The sequence below is a fragment of the Thalassolituus pacificus genome, from assembly GCF_025318105.1.
Taxonomy (GTDB): Bacteria; Pseudomonadota; Gammaproteobacteria; order Pseudomonadales; family Oceanobacteraceae; genus Venatoribacter; species Venatoribacter pacificus.
In genome coordinates, this window is the sequence record NZ_JAOANI010000015.1 from 79,525 (window position 1) to 97,590 (window position 18,066).

Consider the following 18,066-nt stretch of genomic DNA (forward strand, 5'->3'; position numbering starts at 1 on the left):
ATACCACCAAGCACACACCAACACAGAGACTTCTCATGCCCGGACAACAGCTGCTTACGGAACTCATCAAAGATATGCCGGCCGGCGAACGCTTTGAGCATATCGTTAAAAGTATCCGCACCAGCTTTAACTGCGGCGCTGTCGTTCTGCTGCGATTGCAGGGTGAATATCTGCGCCCTGTCGCCGTCTCCGGTCTGGTTACCGAAGCGCATGGCCGTAAATTCAGTCTGGCTCAGCACCCACGCCTGTCGGCCGTTATGACCACCAGCCATGCCCTGCGCTTTCCGCCGGACAGCCCTCTCCCCGATCCCTATGACGGCCTGCTGGAGGCCCAGCCGGGGGAAGCATTGCCGGTACATGACTGCATGGGCACCAGCCTCTGGCTGAACGGTGAGCGCTGGGGTGCCCTGACCCTCGACTCTCTGACTCCGGGCACCTTTGATCAGAGCCGCATTGACGAGCTGGACAGCTATCGCCCGATACTGGAAACGGCCATCCGTATCAGCATGCTGGAAGAAGAAATACGCGGTCTGCGCCGGGTCCGGCTGGATGGTGCCGGCAATCTTGCGACTGGCACCGAAGCCGATAATGAAATCATCGGCAACAGCAGCCCTATCCGTCAGATAAAAAAAGAGTTGGATGTTGTTGCGGCTTCCGACCTGCCGGTATTGCTACTGGGAGAAACCGGCGTTGGTAAAGAAATTTTTGCCAGCTATACGCACCGGCTTTCGACACGCGCCGCACGGCCAATGGTATATATCAACTGTGCGGCACTGCCGGAACACCTCGCTGAAAGTGAATTATTCGGCCATGTTAAAGGCGCATTTTCCGGTGCTACCAGTGACCGCGCCGGGCGGTTTGAAACCGCAGATAAGAGCACACTCTTTCTTGATGAGGTCGGTGAATTACCGCTGCCGGTACAGGCCAAGCTGCTGAGGGTTTTGCAGAATGGTGAAATACAAAGACTGGGCAGCGATAAGACCCGCCATGTGGATGTCCGTATTCTGGCTGCGACCAACCGCAACCTGAAAGAGCAGATTACCGAAGGCGCATTCCGGGCCGATCTGTATCATCGCCTGTCTGTTTATCCTATCCCGATTCCTCCCCTGCGTGAGCGCGGGCAGGACATTCCTCTGCTGGCCGGGCATTTTCTGGAATTAAACCGCACCCGCTTAGGGTTGCGCAGCCTGCGCTTATCGGCCGATGCCGAGGCAGCACTGCAGACCTATCCATGGCCCGGAAATATCCGTGAGCTGGAGCATGTTATCAGCCGGGCAGCCATCAAGGCGCTGAGCCGGGGAGCACAACGGCACGATATTGTGACTCTGGATTGCCGTTCACTGGATCTTGAGCTGCCGACCTCCCGTCACCATGCACACGCAACAGGCGAAGACAGCAGTGATTCATTACTGAAAGCGGTGCAGGGAATGCCAATGAAAGAAGCCGTTAAATACTTTCAGCAGACTCTGGTTCTGCACGAACTGCAGCAACAGCAAGGCAGCTGGAGCAAAACCGCACGGGCTCTGGGTATGGACCCGAGTAATCTGCACAAGCTGGCACAGAAGCTCGGGCTTAAATAAACCGTACCGCTTTACTCAGGACTGAGCAGCGCAATCGGCACAGTCCGGGCGGCGAGTAATCCGCCATTCATGAAAGCGGCTGGCACGGGCATCAAACGACAGCAGCCGCCCACACAGAGACTCACCGGCAGCGCTCAGCAGCTTCAGGGCTTCCACCGCCTGTAACGTACCGATAACTCCTACCAGAGGCGACAGCACGCCACTCTCACTGCAATTACGCTGGTCCGGCTGCACATCCGGATACAGGCAACGGTAACAGGGGCTGTCGGCCCGGCGCGGATCAAACACCGTCAGCTGACCGTCCATGGCGACAGCGGCCGCACTGACCCAGGGAATTCGGTGTTTCAGCGCCGCTTTATTGAGGGCGTAACGGACCAGAGGCTCGTCGGTGCAATCCAGCACCAGAGAAAACTGCGGTAAAACCTGCTCAAGCCAGGCAGCATCTGCGCGGCGGATTTCGGTATGCACCCGCACATCATGATTCAGCTGCATCACGGTTGCCGCGGCAGACTCGGCTTTGCTCATTCCCACCCGATCCTGCGGATGAATAATCTGGCGTGGCAGATTGCTGAGATCAACATGATCATCATCCACCAGCGTCAGCTGCCCGATACCGCTGGCCGCCAGATAGGGTAAAGCGGCCGCGCCCAAACCGCCCAGACCAATCACCAGAACATGGCTGTCACACAGGGCCAGCTGGCCATCGATATCAATCTGGGGGAGGAAAATATGCCGGCTGTAACGCAGCAGTTGTTCGTCGTTCATGGTGTTAAGGCACCTCTGAATAATTCTGCACAGCTTCGCGTGAGTGCTGCAGAGTGCTTTTGACAAGGCGTCGATTGCAGTAAATGGCGAGCCCTTTATAAAATCGACAACACCGTCAAAACGCTCTGCAGCCCACGCCCTTCGGGGCTTGCTGAAAAAATCCAGCTCGGTGTTGCCACGTTTTGACGTAACCCGCTATGCCTTCAACATGGCGCCTTGATCTGAACGTTTTCAGTAAGCCGAAGCGGGCACTGAATTATTCAGAGGTGCCTTAGGACCTGTTAACACTAAGTGAATCGGGCCTGTTTAATTAGTGTCAACAGGCCCTAATTCAATAATGCACCCAAAGGCATTACACGAACCTGCTCGCCCGGTGCGACATGACCGCGCTCCGCGTCAAGTACGGCATACCCCTGAGCATCAGCAAAACCATGCAACAGGCCAGAGCCCTGACTGCCACACGGCGAGGCCATTAATACACCCGCTTCAGAGTCCAGACGGATGCGCTGAAAGTCCTGCCTTCCCGGTTGTTTTCTGAAGGCTTCTGCAGCGGTTGCCAGCAGCGGCAGCGCCGCCTGAACACGTTCGCCACACAGCTGGCGCAATACCGGCTGAGCCAGTTGATCCAGGGTTACAATGGCCGATACCGGATTGCCCGGCAGACCAAAAAACCAGCTGTTTTTTACGCGTCCGAAAGCGAAAGGTTTACCCGGTTTCATGGCAACCCGCCAGAAATTAACCTCGCCCAGTTCATCCAGCACCTGACGGGTATAATCGGCATCACCGACTGAAACACCAGCGCTGGTGATAATAACGTCGGCTTCCTGTGCTGCTGCAGCAATGGCAGAGCGCATGGCCTCAAGGGTATCCGGCAGCCAGGCAAAGTGGATAATTTCAACCGGCATGCGCTCCAGCATCGCCCGTAAAGCAAAGCGATTGCTGTCATAAATCTGGTGTGACTCGCGGGAGTTGCCCGGCTGGCATAATTCATCGCCACTGGAGAACAGGGCAACCCGTAATTTACGGAAGACCTCAGCCTGCGCCAGACCGACGCTGGCTAATAAGCCAATATGCAGCGGAGTTAAACGTTGTCCGGCAGCCAGCATCACCTCACCGCGACGGATGTCTTCTCCGGCATGACGCACATGGCTGCCGGGGTGGAGTGGTACCTGCGAAACAATACGCTCGCCATCTGCCTGCACATCGACCTGTACATCTTCCTGCATGATGACGGTATCGGCGCCGGCCGGCATTTCGGCGCCGGTCATAATCCGTAACGCCTGCCCCGGCTGCAGCACACCACGGAAGGGATGCCCCGCCAGTGCCGCACCAGCCAGCGTTAAACCGGTGCTGCAGAGCAGCTCTGCATCACGGCTGTGCAGCGCATAGCCATCCATCGCCGAGTTATCAAACGCCGGCACGGTTTCCGGTGCATAAAGAGGTTTTGCCAGAATGCGTCCGTCCAGTTGCTGCAGAACGACACTCTCTTCACCCAGGGCATATCCGGATGTCGCCGCCAGCATACCGGCAACAGCATCGGCGACAGACTGCATACTCACCCCTTATCTTCACCCTGCTGGTTCACCATCCAGACCGCCGCTTCCACACGGGAGCGCAGTCCGAGTTTTTTCAGCAAATGCTTCACATGAACCTTGACCGTACCGTCGGAAATATCCAGCTCGCGGGCAATAACTTTGTTGCTCATACCCTTGGCAATGCATTCCAGAATCTCAACTTCACGTCCGGTCAGGGCATCCAGTTCAGATGCAGGACGCACCGCCGGACGGCGAATAGCAGCAGCCAGAACCTTGGTCACCGCTTCACTCAACACCATTTTGCCGCCGACAGCCTGCTTAATCTGCTCCAGTAGCATATCCGGGTCGGTATCTTTCAGTAGATAACCATCAGCCCCCTGACCAATGGCTGCCAGCACATCATCGTTCGCATCAGATACGGTGAGCATAATGATTCTTGAAGTAACACCACGATCGCGCAATATTGTCAGCGTTTGCAGACCATCCATGCCCTGCATATGAAGATCAAGAATAATAAGATCCGGCTCATCTTCAACAGCAAGATCAATCGCTTCTGCACCGCTGCTGGCTTCGGCGATAACCTCAAGGTCATCCTCAAATGCAAGCAGCTGCTTTAATCCTTTACGCAAAAGGGGATGATCATCAACCAACATGATTGTCGATTTTTTGCTATCCATTTTTTTAACCGTTTTCGCTGATTATCGTTCCATACTAAGGCGCACCCAATCAAAGTCAATTGAGATTAAATCGGGTGAAATTCGTTATACCCTTTATGAGGTATGCGTTCTTTAGTATTGCCTGTGCATAGTATCCGGCCCAATATCACCGTCAGGTCAGAGGCATTCGACATGGCGGGAAATAATAAAAACATTCTTATCATCGGCGACAACAACACGTCACACCGGCTGCAGGACAAACTCTCAGCCAGTCATTGTTTCAGCCATATTCACCTGCTGTCACAATCCGACCACCGGTATTTCCCTCGTCACTGCCTTCCTCAGCTGCTTGCCGGTGTATTGCCGATAGCAGAAATGGAAACGCCCCCGGAGTGGTATCACGCACGGAAAATCCGCTACATCTGCCGCCATACAGAACCCGACATAAATTATGCTGCCGTCGTCGATACACGTCCTGATGCCAGGCATGTATCGGTACTGAAAACGGCCGGTGATCGGAGTCTGTATATTCCACTGCACACACCTGAAAATATTCAGCTTGCCCAGAACCATTTACAGAAATCCGGCGGTATAACTATCATCGGCAGCTCTGAACTGGCAATCCAATATGCAACCAGTGTTGCCCGTGCAGGATTTCCGGCATACCTGATTGCCGACAAAGCCACCCTTATAAACTCCGGGTTTGACAAAAATATTCAGCGGCTGATTTACAGAGAGATAAAAAACTCTGGCGTTAAAATAATTCGGCTTGAAGAAAAAAACGCCATACCCAAAACCATACCTGTAATTTACATGCCGCTGAGCGGCAGAAATAAAGAAATCCATCATGCTCAGATACAAACCCAGAACATAAAAATTTCTCAAACTGATAATCTGGACCTGCCCGATGGCGGAGATCATTTCACACCGCCGGAATCAATTCTTAATATGTTTGCCTCCCGCTGCTGGCGAAAAATGAACGAGAATTCCGATCAGTTTTCGTTATTGCGGGAACTGTGGCTTGGCAAACCAGATCTGCCACACCGGATTTCGATCAATAAATTCGCCATTCATTATGCCGGAAGCCTGAACGCCGAAAAGAACAATCAGTGCCTCACGATGCATATTCCGGAGTGTGGCATCTACCGCAAGATCATCATTGCCGGAGATCGCATTATCGGTTTTATTCTTGCCGGTGATGTGCGCGGCAGCGAAACCCTTGCGGATATGATGCTGACACACCGGGACATCCGTTACTGCCGGGACCAGCTGCTTTTCAGCGGACATCAGGCTGCAGTGACCTACCCATAAAGAGGCATGTCACTATCCCGGGAAGCGGATAGTAGCAGCCTCCTCATACCGCTATATTCAACTGACGCCGAGTTGATCTGCCTAACGCTCACTCCCCTCATCGGTGAGTTATGGCAGCTCAGCCGTGGCAATTCTGCCACCGGGATTCAGGGGAAACCCTGCTTCCTCCCATGCTTGGAAAGGTGTCTTATGCTGACCGACCGCTTTGCCCGGCGCTTCACTTACCTGCGCCTGTCACTGACCGAACGCTGTAATTTCCGCTGCACCTACTGCCTGCCAGAAGGTAATGATTGTGATACAGCTGAGTCTGATCTGAATATCCATGAAGTCCGTCGACTACTGACAGCCTTCGCCCGCCTGGGTACCCGCAAGGTTCGACTGACCGGCGGAGAGCCGGCACTGCGCCGTGATCTCGGTGAAATTATCGGACTGTGCAAATCAATTCCGGGCATAGAAAAAGTGGCCCTGACCACCAACGGTTATAACCTGCAAAAAGAGATTTCAGGCTGGAAAAAAGCCGGACTGGATGCTCTGAACATCAGCGTCGACAGCCTTGACCCTACCATCTTTTCACGCATAACCGGGGCCGACCGTCTGCATTATATTTTGCAGGGGATCGATCAGGCCCTGCAGCTGAATTTTCAGAAAGTAAAACTGAACACCGTATTATTACGCCAGCACAATACCCATTCTCTTCCTGGCTTTTTGCGTTTTATAAAAGACCGACCTGTATCACTGCGTTTTATTGAATTAATGCGGACCAACGACAATATCGACTTCTATCAGGAACAGCATTTAAGCGGTGAATTTATCCGTCATCAGCTGATGGAGGATGGCTGGCAACTGCAACCTAAGACAGCCACCGATGGTCCCGCTCTGGAATATGCCCATCCGGATTATGCCGGCCGGGTCGGACTGATTATGCCGTACAGCAAAGACTTCTGTGCCAGCTGCAATCGACTGCGGGTCTCCAGTAAGGGAGAGTTATTTCTCTGTTTATTTGCCGACGAACACCAAAGTCTGCGCGAGTTATTACAAAGCGACGACCCCGCACCGGTCGAAGCATTTTTACAGCGGGCCATTGGCGGAAAAGAAGAAAGCCACCATCTACATCAGCAACGCAGTGGCCAGACCCGCCACCTGGCCATGATCGGGGGCTGAGATATGTTCAGCGCCATTATTCTTGCCGGTGGACGCTCTTCACGTATGGGGACCGATAAAGCGCAGTTGCCGATGAACGGTCTGCCACTATGGCTGTTACAGCAGGTACGGCTGCAACAGGCAGGTTGTGACGATATTCAGCTCAGCCATCCGCAACTGGGCACTCCCGACCAGCAGGCAGGGCATGGGCCCCTGTCCGGCCTACATACTCTGCTGCCATTCTGCGAACATGAGCGTGTACTGGTACTGGCTGTCGATATGCCCTGGATGACGGCAGCACTTTTGCGCACTCTGATACGTCATTCACAGGAACAGCCGGTTTTCTTTAAAGATCATTATCTGCCCTGCGTGCTGCATAACAGCAGCGATTTACAGTCTTATATTGCAAAACAACTGCATGAAAAAGGACGGCGTTCTGTTGGTGCCCTGCTGTCTTATTGTGCGGCCAGAGCAATTCCCTGCCCATCACCACAGCTGTTGCTGAATACAAATACTCCCGAAGACTGGCAGCTGGCCTGTCACGCTTCGCAAGGCGGTCATTAATATGAGTAAACATACCAGCAAAGAATTTTTCCGCTTAAACATTGCCATTCTGACGCTGTCGGATCATCGCACTCCGGCCGAAGACAGCAGTGGCAATCTGCTGCTGGCACTGGCTCAGGAAAGCGGCCACACAATCCGCGCCCGCGCCCTGTTAAAGCATAACCGTTATGACATCCGCGCCTGCATCAGCGACTGGATTGCCAGCCAGGATATTCAGGTCATTATTATTAATGGCGGCACCGGTTTCTCTGAGAGCAACTGCACACCAGAAGCCATCCGCCCCTTATTTGATGCAGAGATCGAGGGCTTCGGCGAGCAATTCCGGCAGTTAAGTTTTACCGATATTGGCAGCAGCAGTATGCAGTCCCGGGCACTGGCCGGGATTGCCAATAAAACCCTTATTTTTGCTGTTCCCGGTTCTGGCGGCGCCTGCCGCCAGGCCTGGGAAGCACTGATCTCGCCACAGCTGGACAGCCGTACCGGGCCCTGTAATTTCGTTGCCCATGTTAAAAAAAGCCCTGTTAATGCCTGTCGTTATGCCCTAACAGACCCTGGAGAATTTGTATGTCAGATCTGACCCATATTGATCAGCACGGTCATGCTCACATGGTCGATGTGTCGGCCAAGGAAAGCAGTCTGCGCAGTGCTTATGCCAGCGCCAGAATCATCACCCGCCCGGATGTTATCGCCCGTATTCAGCGGGCTGAAATTAAAAAAGGTGACGTACTGGCAACGGCACGCATCGCCGGCATTATGGCGGCCAAACGTACCAGCGATTTAATTCCGCTTTGCCATCCGCTGGCCCTGAGCAAAGTCAGCGTAGATTTTGTTCTTTCAGAACAGGAAATTCATATCACGACCCTGTGCCGTCTGCGCGGCCAGACCGGCGTGGAGATGGAAGCGCTCACGGCGGCATCTGTCGCTGCCCTGACCATTTACGATATGTGCAAAGCGGTTGATCCGGCCATGGTCATCAGTGATATCCGCCTGCAGGAAAAGCAAGGCGGTAAAAGCGGCCACTGGCTGCGTAGCGGAGAATCTGATCATGTTTAATATTGTTTTTTTTGCCGCCCTGCGCGAAACCCTCGGTTGCGGACAGCTGAGCTGGAAAAGCGAAGCCAGAAGTATTGCCGGTTTAATACAGGAATTACGCGCCCAGGGTGCTCCCTGGGACTCAGCACTGGCCAGGCCCGATCTGCTCTGTGCCCGTAATCAGCAACTGTGTACACCTGACGAAGCAATTACTGCCGGTGATGAAATTGCTTTTTTCCCTCCGGTAACCGGTGGCTGATATGGAACATTTAACCCGGATAAAAGTGCAGCAGGAAGATTTTAATCTGGCCGACGAATACGCAGCGCTGGGTAATCAGGCTGATTGCGGAGCCATCGTCAGTTTTATCGGCAGTGTTCGCGAGCTGGCCGGCGACTCGTTATTAAGCATGACGCTGGAGCATTATCCGGGCATGACTGAAAAATCATTATTGCAGATCACCGAACAGGCACGGCAACGCTGGCCCCTCGGCAATATCACCATTATTCATCGCATTGGTACATTAAGCGTTAACGAGCAGATTGTGCTGGTACTGGTCAGCAGTGCTCACCGCGAAGCCGCTTTCCGCGCCTGTGAATTTATTATGGATTTTCTGAAAACCCGCGCACCGTTCTGGAAAAAAGAACAGACAACAGCAGCCGGCTATTGGGTGGAAGCAAAAGACAGTGACAACCAGGCCGCTCAGCGCTGGTCGTCGCCGGAGTCATAAGGGTTCCGGGATAACATGGTAGGGATTTCCGCGCCCATCAATCGCCCGCCACTCTTCTTCGGTCAGCCACAGCGTTGGTTTCTGACCACATAATTCTGCCAGCGCTGCCAGAGCATGAGCCCAGGTACAGCCGTTTACAAATAACAGCGACTGAGTATCCAGTGTTCCACCACGGTTGATATACCCCAATGCCCGGGTTCGTTGCGCGCCCAGATCCAGTTGCCGGCAGGTTGCCAGCAGCACCTCAGCCCGGCCATGGGTGAGAAAAACCCGGTAACGCACTCTGGCAGGAAACAGTGCGCGCACAACCGCCGGATCAGCCAGCGCTGATTTTTCCCAACGGTCGCGCGCCTGACGGAAACGTCCAGGCTCTAATAAATAAATCAGTGAATGCGCTACACGCTGCTGACGTAAGCGGTCGGAGGCTTTCAGCATTTGCTGCAGTTGCACGGTACCGCAGGCAACCAGCTGCAATTCAGCGCCGCAATGTCCGCGCAGACAGACAGCACCATCCTGAACCAGTTGGGTAGCTTGCCGGGCAGAAAAAAACTGTGGCATCACACTGCGCGTAACCACCAGATTCCAGACCACCCCTAAATCGCCATAGCAGGTGCGCAGGCAGGCCATCGCACTGTTGGCATCAGCAGGAAATACTACCCGTGCCATATCGGCCATTTTAAGCATCAGTCCTTCCGATAAACTGGAGTCCTGATGGCTCTGGTCATGTTCGCCGTTTTCCCAGATCAGCGAGGTGGTCACAACCGGGAAGCCAAGCCAGCCTGCTGCATCCCCCGCTTCTTTTTGTTGGCGTGAAAAAATAATGGCCTGCCGCAAAGCACACAGCATTTTTATGGCAAAGGCTTCATAGGCAACGACCAGATTAATACCCGCCTGATTCGCCAGACAGGCACTGACAACGGCCTCTTCATTCAAAGCCGTAATAACACAGCCATCGATAGCTTCTGCGGCGGTAATTTCCGGACGGGTAACGCGGTGACGAAACTGATCCAGCGTCTGGCTCATACCATTGCCACGCAGCTCATCAGGATTACCAACCCGGACCCGCAAGCGCGGATTAACTTCGGTTAATTCAATAAAATAACGATCGATAGCCGCCATAGCGGATTCCCGCCGGTCAGCCCATTCCGGTTCAGGGCAATTAACGGCCAGCATAGGCGTGCTTTTTTGTTTAGGTTGCCCCAATAAAGAAGCGGCTTCGCGCCATTGCGCATCCGGTTGCAACAGTGCTTTTGCTCCCCGATGAAAAAAGGCCAGCGCTTCCGGATTTTCTGCCGGATAGGCTCCCAGCGGCAAACCATACGCGGCGCCAGTGCCTGCCGCAGGAAAGCCAAACCCTTTTACCGTTTCAGCAATACAGTAAGGCAAGGCAACCGGATATTGCGCCTCGCCCTGACGAATACGTTCAAACGCCTGGGACAGCTGAATTTCCATATAATAAATGGCGCACATAAAGGCCGCAGGGTCCCGCCCATCAATCACAAAAGGCGCAAAACCCTGATTACGTAAATGACTGACAAACCAGCTGCAGCCGCCCTGTTGGGCAATGGTCGTGCGCTGATCAATACGCCGGCCATTGGCAATCATTACCGGCGCAATCAGGCCGGTATCTTCTCCACGCCACCAGCGTGCGGCCCAGTCGGTACCACGCTGTTCTTCAAAGGCTCCGTCACTTAAAAAAGCGACCAGACGCTCTCCCGGCAGCGGCATATGCGCATATTGCATTCCGGCAAAGCCCAGATAACCACCCTCCATTCGTGCACCGGCCGTATGCACATTAACGTGAGCGCCCAGTGTTGATATCCGCTGCCCGGTATTATCCAGACGGGTGTCATAACAATCGGCGACAAAACGACTCAGGCCGTCATCATCCAGTGGGTACTGCCGGCGACGTTCAGGTGCTGCGGTGCCGGTCAGCAATTGCAAAGCATCAATGGCAGCAACGCAGTGGCCCTGCCCCATCAGCCAATCCCGCGGCTGGCCGGTAAAATGATTTAACGCCAGCAAACCGGCATAAGCCGGCACCATATTCAGAGCGCCGCCGGTATGTCCGCGTGGGTGGGTTTTAAAATCCTGAGGCGTGAGATTACGGCCATCGGTATAGACTCGGCGGGCATAGGTCATATGCACCACCAGCCACATCGCCTGCTGGGTCAGGCAATCCAGAGCACGCAAACGCTGAAAAAAATACCCGGTATCAGCAATTAATCCTTTTTGCAGCAACGACTCAGCCATCAGGTGTGCCTGAATCTGAGTAGCCGGGCGGTGTTCAATCACTCCCAGACCTGCAGCCCAGAGCGCCAGTTCCGGATTCTGATCGCGCAGATTCTGCGCTTCATGATCCAGATATTCCGGAGTCATCGGGTGGCTGGTTTGCTGGTATAAATTAAGCGTCATAGCAACTCCGTGTCAGGAGTCTCTGATGAAACGCGTTTTGACATCGCCGATCTATACCCCGCAGGGGATAGACCGGCGCAGACCATGACGCAGATCAGCTGACAGCCTGTAAACGCTGACGATTACCCGGATTTTCCTGACGTTGCTGACGGTGATAGTGACGGATGGAATGCTCCTTACGGCGCCCGGCGCTGAACGCAGAGGTGCGTTTAAGATAGCCAATAACCCGGGTGCCATAGTCAATATCGTCAGAGCCACAGGCCGGGCAATATTCCAGCGTCCGCTTATCAATTTTTTCACATTCGTTACAGATGGTGATTTTGACGTTCACGCAGAAATAATTACAGCCGGTACGGGCCGCAATATTCAGTAAGGCCAGATAACCGTCTTCACTCAGTTTTTCTTCCAGATTCAGATGCAGTGCCGATCCGCCATCCAGATAATCAAGTAGCTCACGGCCATGCAACTGGAACTTATCCAGCACATTGGTTTGCTCATCTTCGACCTGATAAAAATAGGAGTTGTAGCAATCCCGCTGCACACGATAGCCATCGGATTTATCCCAGCGGGCATTTTTGATGCCCAGATTTTCAGCCGGAACAAACTCCGTGTTAAACATATAACCATACTCAAGCTTAGCGGCCTTATTGGCCTCATAAATCGCTTTCAGATGATCTCTGACAAAGTTTTTATACGCCTGATTATTACCGGCAACCAACCCCTGCGATTCAGCAGCCTCGACCATACCGTTAATGCCGATAGTCAGGAATTGCTTGTCCAGATTAATAAATCCGGCGTTGTAAACCGTCAGCATTCCGGCCTGAAGATACTCTTCCATTAAGCGACGATAGGCCACCTGATAACGCTGCACCTTACTGATTTCTTCGGCAAGATCACGGCCATCCTGAACCAGCCGGTTCATATTAACTGTAATTACATTAATAGAACCGGTTGCCACACCACCGGCTCCCAGCGAGTAAGAAAATGTATTGTCGCTGATTTCACTGCGTAAACGGCAGCAGGATGCCAGACTGTCTGCACTGTCAGAAAGGTAGACGAAGAAAGAGCTGCCCCGGTTCAGGTGAGCGGCCATACTGCGGGCAAAGTCCTGATCTTTACACTGCCCTTTTTCGGTCAGCATGGCCACGGTGACAACCGGAAAGGTGAGGATGCTTTTGCTGCGCTCAGCATTGAACCAATCCAGGAAAAAATGCTGCAGTTTATCCAGCGTCTTCCAGCAGGGTTTGCTGAAATCAGGGAAGACGAACTCACCAAACATGCTGTCGAAATAGTTTTTGTCGTATAGCGAAAGATTCCAGAACACACTCTGATAACCCCGGGCGGCAGCCGGCTGATTGATGGCATACACGACATGCTGAAGATGGTTGGCAATCTGCTGACGGTGGGTATTCAGATAATCATCGCCGTAATCTTTACGGGCAAAATAGTCGAAGTAAGTTAAAAATTCGACCGTAGCCACTGCACCGGCAAACTGGCTGCTGACCGCGAAGACAAAATTTACGAATGAACCACAGAACGATTCAATATGCTTCGGTGCCTGAGATTCGCCACCAAGCTTAGTCAGCCCATCCAGTAAAAACGGATACATAGTTACCGATACACAATAGGGCTTCAGGCTGGTTTCATCATGTACATAAATCTCATGGTTCTCTATCTGGCGGATATATTCCTGTGCCAGATCATCCCCGAATAAATCGGCAATTTTTGCTGAAACCTGCGCACGGTTAATCTGCACAAAATAATCTTTCATCATCTCCGCTTCGAGCGTGGCGATATTCTTTTCGGTCACATTGGCATTGGCATCCATCCGTGAGCCGTCGGCGGCATTTTGTGCAGCCAGATAATGTTCAATAAAATCCAGCTTATGCTTAATGTGCTCTGCGCTCAGTTTCAGCATGATTCCGCTCCTTCAGAGTAGGCAATTGTTATTGATGAAATTTATGATTCAGGCAGCGGTTGCTGCGTAAATCCATAAAACGCTGATTTGTTAAGGGAGATTCCAGCCCCCCGAGATCCCGTAACCAGGGACCGGTTTTCAGATAGGTCAGCTCAGCCTGCAGGCGCGGAGCAACCGTATCGAGCCCGGTATAAAGACAGGTATTCAGTCCTTGCCGGCGGGCCAGCTTCAGCAACAGTAACAGCTGCGCTTCATGCCACTCTCCACCCATAAACAGCACGCAGCTGATCAGACCGGCGTATGTCTCCAGACGCTGCCGGAAGTACTCTTCGGACAGCGGTTCACCCGCCATCGCGGGCCAGGTATCGGCACTGTGGCAACCGGGACAACGCAGCGGACAACCGCTGATGGTGTAGGCCAGAGAGACTTCTCCCGGCACTTCCTGGAAGACCACCTGTTCACGACTGAAATACATAAAACCCCATATGTAGTGCCTTAAATAATAAACAGGCACAAGATATGGACAGAGACTAACGAGAGACGGCCGAATAAAATTGATCCAAATCAATTTTATTCGCAAACTACTCCGACATGGGTATCCGATACAGAGAACGGACGATCAGGAAAAGGGCCGTCAGCGCAATGCCCATTAATGGCGCAGTGGCAATGCAGAAAGAAAAAAGCCGGGTTATTACCCGGCTAAAGAATATTGGCACAATGACTTAGCCCGCGCGGCCGTCCGGCCGTGGACCAAGCAGAATGCGCGCATAACAAAAGACGAAGAGTATAAAAGCGCTACTCCACAACAAGGCCGACAGGCTGTAAAACAGCAAAGACTGTTGTGGCCAGAGTATCGCTCCCAGAGAACGCAGCAGCGCAGCCAGCAGCAGCAGCGCAAACGACAGTGACATTAACGGCCTTGGCTGCAGTGGCCGGCCGGAGTGCCCCAATGACACGCGGGCAATCATGGCCAGGATCATTCCGCCAACCGCTCCGGCGGTCAGTGCATGTAAAGCCGCACTGAAGGTGACCGGCCAGCCAAGGTAGTGCATCGCCAGCAACAAGAGGCCAAGTGGAATAAACCAATAGGCAAGATGCAATGACCACAGCAAGGGGATTTTCCAGGTAACCCCGATACGTAAGCGCACAATCCGCAGCGCCTGACTGGCTGCCGTCAGCACCAGCAGCAACGCCAGCACAAAGGGTGGTAATAACAGATCAAGACGCAGCAGATAAATCACAAGCAACAACCAACTCGCCCCCAGCACCAGTTTTTCCAGCCAGGGAAGCGCTTCTGTTTTCGGCGTCATACTGCCATTGGCGGTAAACATCGGCATTACCCGACCGCCAATCACTGTAATCATTAATATCAGCATCCAGCTGACACTGTGACTACCCCACTGCACCAGTGACATATCCTGCACCGCATTGCCCCAATGCATCACCGCATTGGCAAAGGTCATCAGCAACAACACCGGCACAAAGAAATAATTCCGCTGTTGCTTAACAGCAAACAACAGTCGCCAGAAAAACCAGGCGACCAGCGGCATAAATGCCATATCAACCAGCGCGGTAAACCACCAGGGCAAAAGATCACCGACTAACATACACAGCCTGCCAGCGAGCCATAAAAGTGTCAGCAATAACAGTGGCCGGCCATGGGTTGCCTGCTGCCCGGTCCAGTTTTGTACGGCTGTCAGTAAAAACCCTGCGACAATGGCCAGGGCAAAACCAAACAGCATTTCATGGCTGTGCCAGAAAACACTGCCGCTACCCGGCAGCAGAATAATCCCCTGCAACACCAGCCCCCAGAGCAGAATGCCCAAAGCACTGAAGGCGGCTCCCAGCAGAAACATCGGCCGGAACGCCTGGCCCCACAAAGGGTGAGCGGATACAGAGGACATATTCATAACTCTCCTTAGAGCTTTGGCTTTCAGGCTTTCAGTTCCTGCTCAATCTGCCTGTCGACTGACGATACATAGTATTCGTCAGAGAAAGCGGATTCCGGTTCTTTCAGCCACATCAGGCAAACAAGCCAGCTGATAAAACCACCGGCAGCGATAATAAAGAAGAACTGATTCGCATCCACAAAGGTATAGATGGTCAGATAAAACACTGCCCCCACATTACCATAAGCACCCGCCATACCGGAGATCTGTCCGGTCAGACGACGCTTAATGGATGGAATAATACCGAAAGTGGCACCTTCTGCTCCCTGTACGAAAAATGAAGTAAATACCGTAATCGCAACGGCAATAACCAGCGGCCAGGAAGAATTCAACAGCCCCATTAATGCAAAGCCTATCGCAATACCCAGCATATAACTCAACATCACAAAACGACGGTTACCCAGACGGTCGGAAACCAGCCCACCCATAGGCCGGGCAACAAGATTAACGAAGGCAAAAGAAGCGGCAATTAAACCCGCAGCGGTCGGAGACAGACTCCAGGTTTTTTCAAAGAACATCGGCAGCATAGAAACAACCGCCAGTTCTGCACCAAAATTAGCGAAATAGGTGCTGTTCAGAGCAGCCACACTGTTAAACGGATATTTATCGTCTTCCGGTACACCCTTTTTCAGAATAGGTACATTTACCCGCAGAATCTGCACAATCTGATAAACCACAATGGCAGCAATAACGGCATACGCAATAGCCGCACCTGTCGCATCCAGATAACCCAGTTTCTGGATTCGCCATACCAGCACAGCCAGAATACCCACCAGAGGAATGGTCCACAAAATCAACTTAACCATGTCACCCCAGCTACTGACCTCGAGTGCAGCGGTTTTCCGCGGTTTACGATGCACGGTTCCGACCGGACCATCGGTAATAGCAAACCAGTAATAAACGCCGTAAGCCGCCATCACAAATGCACTCTGTGCAATTGCCCAGCGCCAGCCGTCATCACCGCCATACATAGTGATGGCAATAGTCGGCAAAGTCATAGCTGCTGCAGCCGAACCAAAGTTACCCCAGCCGGCATAAAAGCCTTCGGCAAAACCAATATCTTTAGGCTTGAACCACATTGCAGTCATATGAATACCAACCACAAAACTGGCACCAATAGAACTCAGCACCAGACGGCTGACCAGTAATTGGGTACGGGTTTCGCCAAAAGCAAACGCCAGCGCCGGAATGGCCATGGTTACCAGCAGTACAGAGAACACCCGCCGCGGGCCAAAACGATCCAGCGCCATGCCAACAATAATCCGTGCCGGAATGGTCAGCGCTACGTTACAGATAGCAAAAAGTTTCAGGTCTTCTGCGGTCAGCCAGTTAACGCTTTTCAGCATGCTGCTGGCCAGCGGAGCCATATTGAACCAGACGTAGAAGGTGATAAAAAACGCAATCCAGGTCAGGTGCAGTGCTTTTATTTCAGGATTTTTAAATTTAAAGACGTCTGCAACTTGCATAACGATCTCCTGTAATGATTTCTACATGCTGGGCAGAATGAGTAATGGACACTGCGCCCGTCTGGTTAAAAATGAACTGACGCTGCCAAAGGTCATATAATCGAGTTCATCCACAAAGTAGGTCAGTGAACGGGCGATAAAGCCGCCGTCCGGTTCATGACTGTGACGGGCAATAACAAGGAGATCAGGGCGTAACTTCTCTGTCGCCGCGAGTAACATTTTCCGCGCGTCACCATCCAGAAGCAGAGCTTCAGCGCTTATTTTCTCGTTCTGACATAACGTCTGAGCCTCAGCCAGAAAGCCTTTTAGCTCATCAACTTCGTCATTAAACAGCGCTTCGTTGTTCTCGGTGATATCGCGGGGATTTTCGGCAACCGCAACCAGAATAAGCTGCGGTTTAAGCTCCCCAAACATGGTAATGGTTCGTGCCAGCGCCAGCTTCGCATTACGCGAACCATCATAAGCAATCATGATTTTCATACCATGCACTCCCGCTCATCAGCGCAGAATTCTGCGCTTCCGTGAAACACAAACCGGATCAGATCCATGGCGGTTATGACCCCCGCGACATTGCCGTCACGGGTAACAAACACGCGGTGAATATGTTTTTCAAGAATGGTATCAGCAACGACTTTGATATCGTCATTGACATCAATGGTAATAACATCGGGAGTCATGATCTGATAAACCATGCATGACTTATTAATGTCTTTTACCCAGTTTTTCAGATCCTCTTCCGGCACTTTCATATCGTATTCGCGCCGGTAAAGACGACTCAGTGCAGCTTCCTTCTCATTAATATCAAGACTATTAAAGCGAAAGACATCACTGACGCTGACAACGCCAACAAGTTTATGGTCATCAGCAACAACAGGAACAGCAGAGATATCATGGCTAACGAAGAAGTCAGCAAGACGCTGTATAGTCCATCCTTCATGGGCAACAAAAACTTCACCATTAATAAGATCTCCGGCTTTTAAACTCTTATTTCTCATAAAGTCACCTGA

18 protein-coding genes and 1 riboswitch are annotated in these 18,066 nt (G+C 52.5%); of the genes, 8 read left to right on the forward strand and 10 right to left on the reverse strand.

Going from position 1 to position 18,066, the window contains the following annotated elements; translation table 11 throughout:
- The first annotated feature begins 35 nt into the window (after positions 1-35).
- Positions 36-1,580 carry a nitric oxide reductase transcriptional regulator NorR gene (gene norR, locus NYR02_RS07535; RefSeq protein WP_260975765.1) on the forward strand — a complete coding sequence of 515 codons (1,545 nt, stop codon included), beginning with the start codon at positions 36-38 and terminating at the stop codon, positions 1,578-1,580.
- A gap of 15 nt (positions 1,581-1,595) precedes the next feature.
- Here the strand turns inward: norR and NYR02_RS07540 are convergent, their stop codons facing one another.
- The 3 genes from NYR02_RS07540 to narL all read right to left on the reverse strand — a co-directional run bounded on the left by NYR02_RS07540 (position 1,596) and on the right by narL (position 4,557).
- Entirely contained in the window at positions 1,596-2,345 is a 750-nt protein-coding gene (locus tag NYR02_RS07540) for a HesA/MoeB/ThiF family protein (RefSeq protein ID WP_260975766.1), read from the reverse strand.
- 326 nt (positions 2,346-2,671) lie between these two features.
- Positions 2,672-3,898 (reverse strand): molybdopterin molybdotransferase MoeA, encoded by a 1,227-nt coding sequence (gene moeA / locus NYR02_RS07545; RefSeq protein WP_260975767.1) that lies wholly within the window; start codon positions 3,896-3,898, stop codon positions 2,672-2,674.
- A 2-nt stretch (positions 3,899-3,900) separates the two neighbouring features.
- A complete protein-coding gene (gene narL, locus NYR02_RS07550) occupies positions 3,901-4,557 on the reverse strand; it encodes a two-component system response regulator NarL (RefSeq protein ID WP_260975768.1) in 657 nt (218 codons plus the stop codon).
- A gap of 171 nt (positions 4,558-4,728) precedes the next feature.
- Here narL and NYR02_RS07555 point away from each other — a divergent pair, with 171 nt between their 5' ends.
- The 7 genes from NYR02_RS07555 to moaE all read left to right on the forward strand — a co-directional run bounded on the left by NYR02_RS07555 (position 4,729) and on the right by moaE (position 9,311).
- Positions 4,729-5,847 carry a hypothetical protein gene (locus tag NYR02_RS07555; protein ID WP_260975769.1) on the forward strand — a complete coding sequence of 373 codons (1,119 nt, stop codon included), beginning with the start codon at positions 4,729-4,731 and terminating at the stop codon, positions 5,845-5,847.
- 53 nt (positions 5,848-5,900) lie between these two features.
- Positions 5,901-6,048: riboswitch (molybdenum cofactor riboswitch) on the forward strand.
- Positions 6,037-7,008, forward strand: a complete 972-nt coding sequence (moaA, locus tag NYR02_RS07560; protein WP_260975770.1) for a GTP 3',8-cyclase MoaA — start codon at positions 6,037-6,039, stop codon at positions 7,006-7,008. Its footprint overlaps the riboswitch before it by 12 nt.
- 3 nt (positions 7,009-7,011) lie before the next feature.
- Complete coding sequence (mobA, locus tag NYR02_RS07565; protein ID WP_260975771.1) at positions 7,012-7,551, forward strand: molybdenum cofactor guanylyltransferase; 540 nt, start codon at positions 7,012-7,014, stop codon at positions 7,549-7,551.
- 1 nt (position 7,552) lies between these two features.
- On the forward strand, positions 7,553-8,128 hold the full coding sequence (moaB, locus tag NYR02_RS07570; protein WP_260975772.1) for a molybdenum cofactor biosynthesis protein B: 576 nt from the start codon (positions 7,553-7,555) through the stop codon (positions 8,126-8,128).
- Positions 8,116-8,604, forward strand: a complete 489-nt coding sequence (gene moaC / locus NYR02_RS07575) for a cyclic pyranopterin monophosphate synthase MoaC (protein ID WP_260975773.1) — start codon at positions 8,116-8,118, stop codon at positions 8,602-8,604. Before moaB ends, moaC begins: the two co-directional genes overlap by 13 nt.
- Positions 8,597-8,842: a MoaD/ThiS family protein gene (locus NYR02_RS07580; protein ID WP_260975774.1), complete on the forward strand. Its 246-nt coding sequence runs from the start codon at positions 8,597-8,599 to the stop codon at positions 8,840-8,842. Before moaC ends, NYR02_RS07580 begins: the two co-directional genes overlap by 8 nt.
- A 1-nt stretch (position 8,843) precedes the next feature.
- Positions 8,844-9,311 carry a molybdopterin synthase catalytic subunit MoaE gene (moaE, locus tag NYR02_RS07585; RefSeq protein WP_260975775.1) on the forward strand — a complete coding sequence of 156 codons (468 nt, stop codon included), beginning with the start codon at positions 8,844-8,846 and terminating at the stop codon, positions 9,309-9,311.
- Here the strand turns inward: moaE and NYR02_RS07590 are convergent.
- From NYR02_RS07590 to NYR02_RS07620, 7 genes are all read right to left on the reverse strand, one after another.
- Entirely contained in the window at positions 9,306-11,726 is a 2,421-nt protein-coding gene (locus tag NYR02_RS07590; protein ID WP_260975776.1) for a phosphoketolase family protein, read from the reverse strand. The genes moaE and NYR02_RS07590 overlap by 6 nt on opposite strands.
- 94 nt (positions 11,727-11,820) lie before the next feature.
- Positions 11,821-13,644, reverse strand: a complete 1,824-nt coding sequence (nrdD, locus tag NYR02_RS07595) for an anaerobic ribonucleoside-triphosphate reductase (RefSeq protein ID WP_260975777.1) — start codon at positions 13,642-13,644, stop codon at positions 11,821-11,823.
- 28 nt (positions 13,645-13,672) lie between these two features.
- Complete coding sequence (gene nrdG / locus NYR02_RS07600) at positions 13,673-14,119, reverse strand: anaerobic ribonucleoside-triphosphate reductase activating protein (protein ID WP_260975778.1); 447 nt, start codon at positions 14,117-14,119, stop codon at positions 13,673-13,675.
- A 247-nt stretch (positions 14,120-14,366) separates the two neighbouring features.
- Positions 14,367-15,554, reverse strand: a complete 1,188-nt coding sequence (locus NYR02_RS07605; RefSeq protein WP_260975779.1) for an NnrS family protein — start codon at positions 15,552-15,554, stop codon at positions 14,367-14,369.
- A 23-nt stretch (positions 15,555-15,577) separates the two neighbouring features.
- Positions 15,578-17,059 (reverse strand): MFS transporter, encoded by a 1,482-nt coding sequence (locus NYR02_RS07610; protein ID WP_145467962.1) that lies wholly within the window; start codon positions 17,057-17,059, stop codon positions 15,578-15,580.
- Between the two features lie 21 nt (positions 17,060-17,080).
- Positions 17,081-17,539 carry a universal stress protein gene (locus NYR02_RS07615; RefSeq protein ID WP_260975780.1) on the reverse strand — a complete coding sequence of 153 codons (459 nt, stop codon included), beginning with the start codon at positions 17,537-17,539 and terminating at the stop codon, positions 17,081-17,083.
- Positions 17,536-18,054, reverse strand: a complete 519-nt coding sequence (locus tag NYR02_RS07620) for a CBS domain-containing protein (RefSeq protein ID WP_260975781.1) — start codon at positions 18,052-18,054, stop codon at positions 17,536-17,538. The genes NYR02_RS07615 and NYR02_RS07620 overlap by 4 nt, the downstream gene beginning before the upstream one ends.
- Positions 18,055-18,066 lie beyond the last annotated feature (12 nt).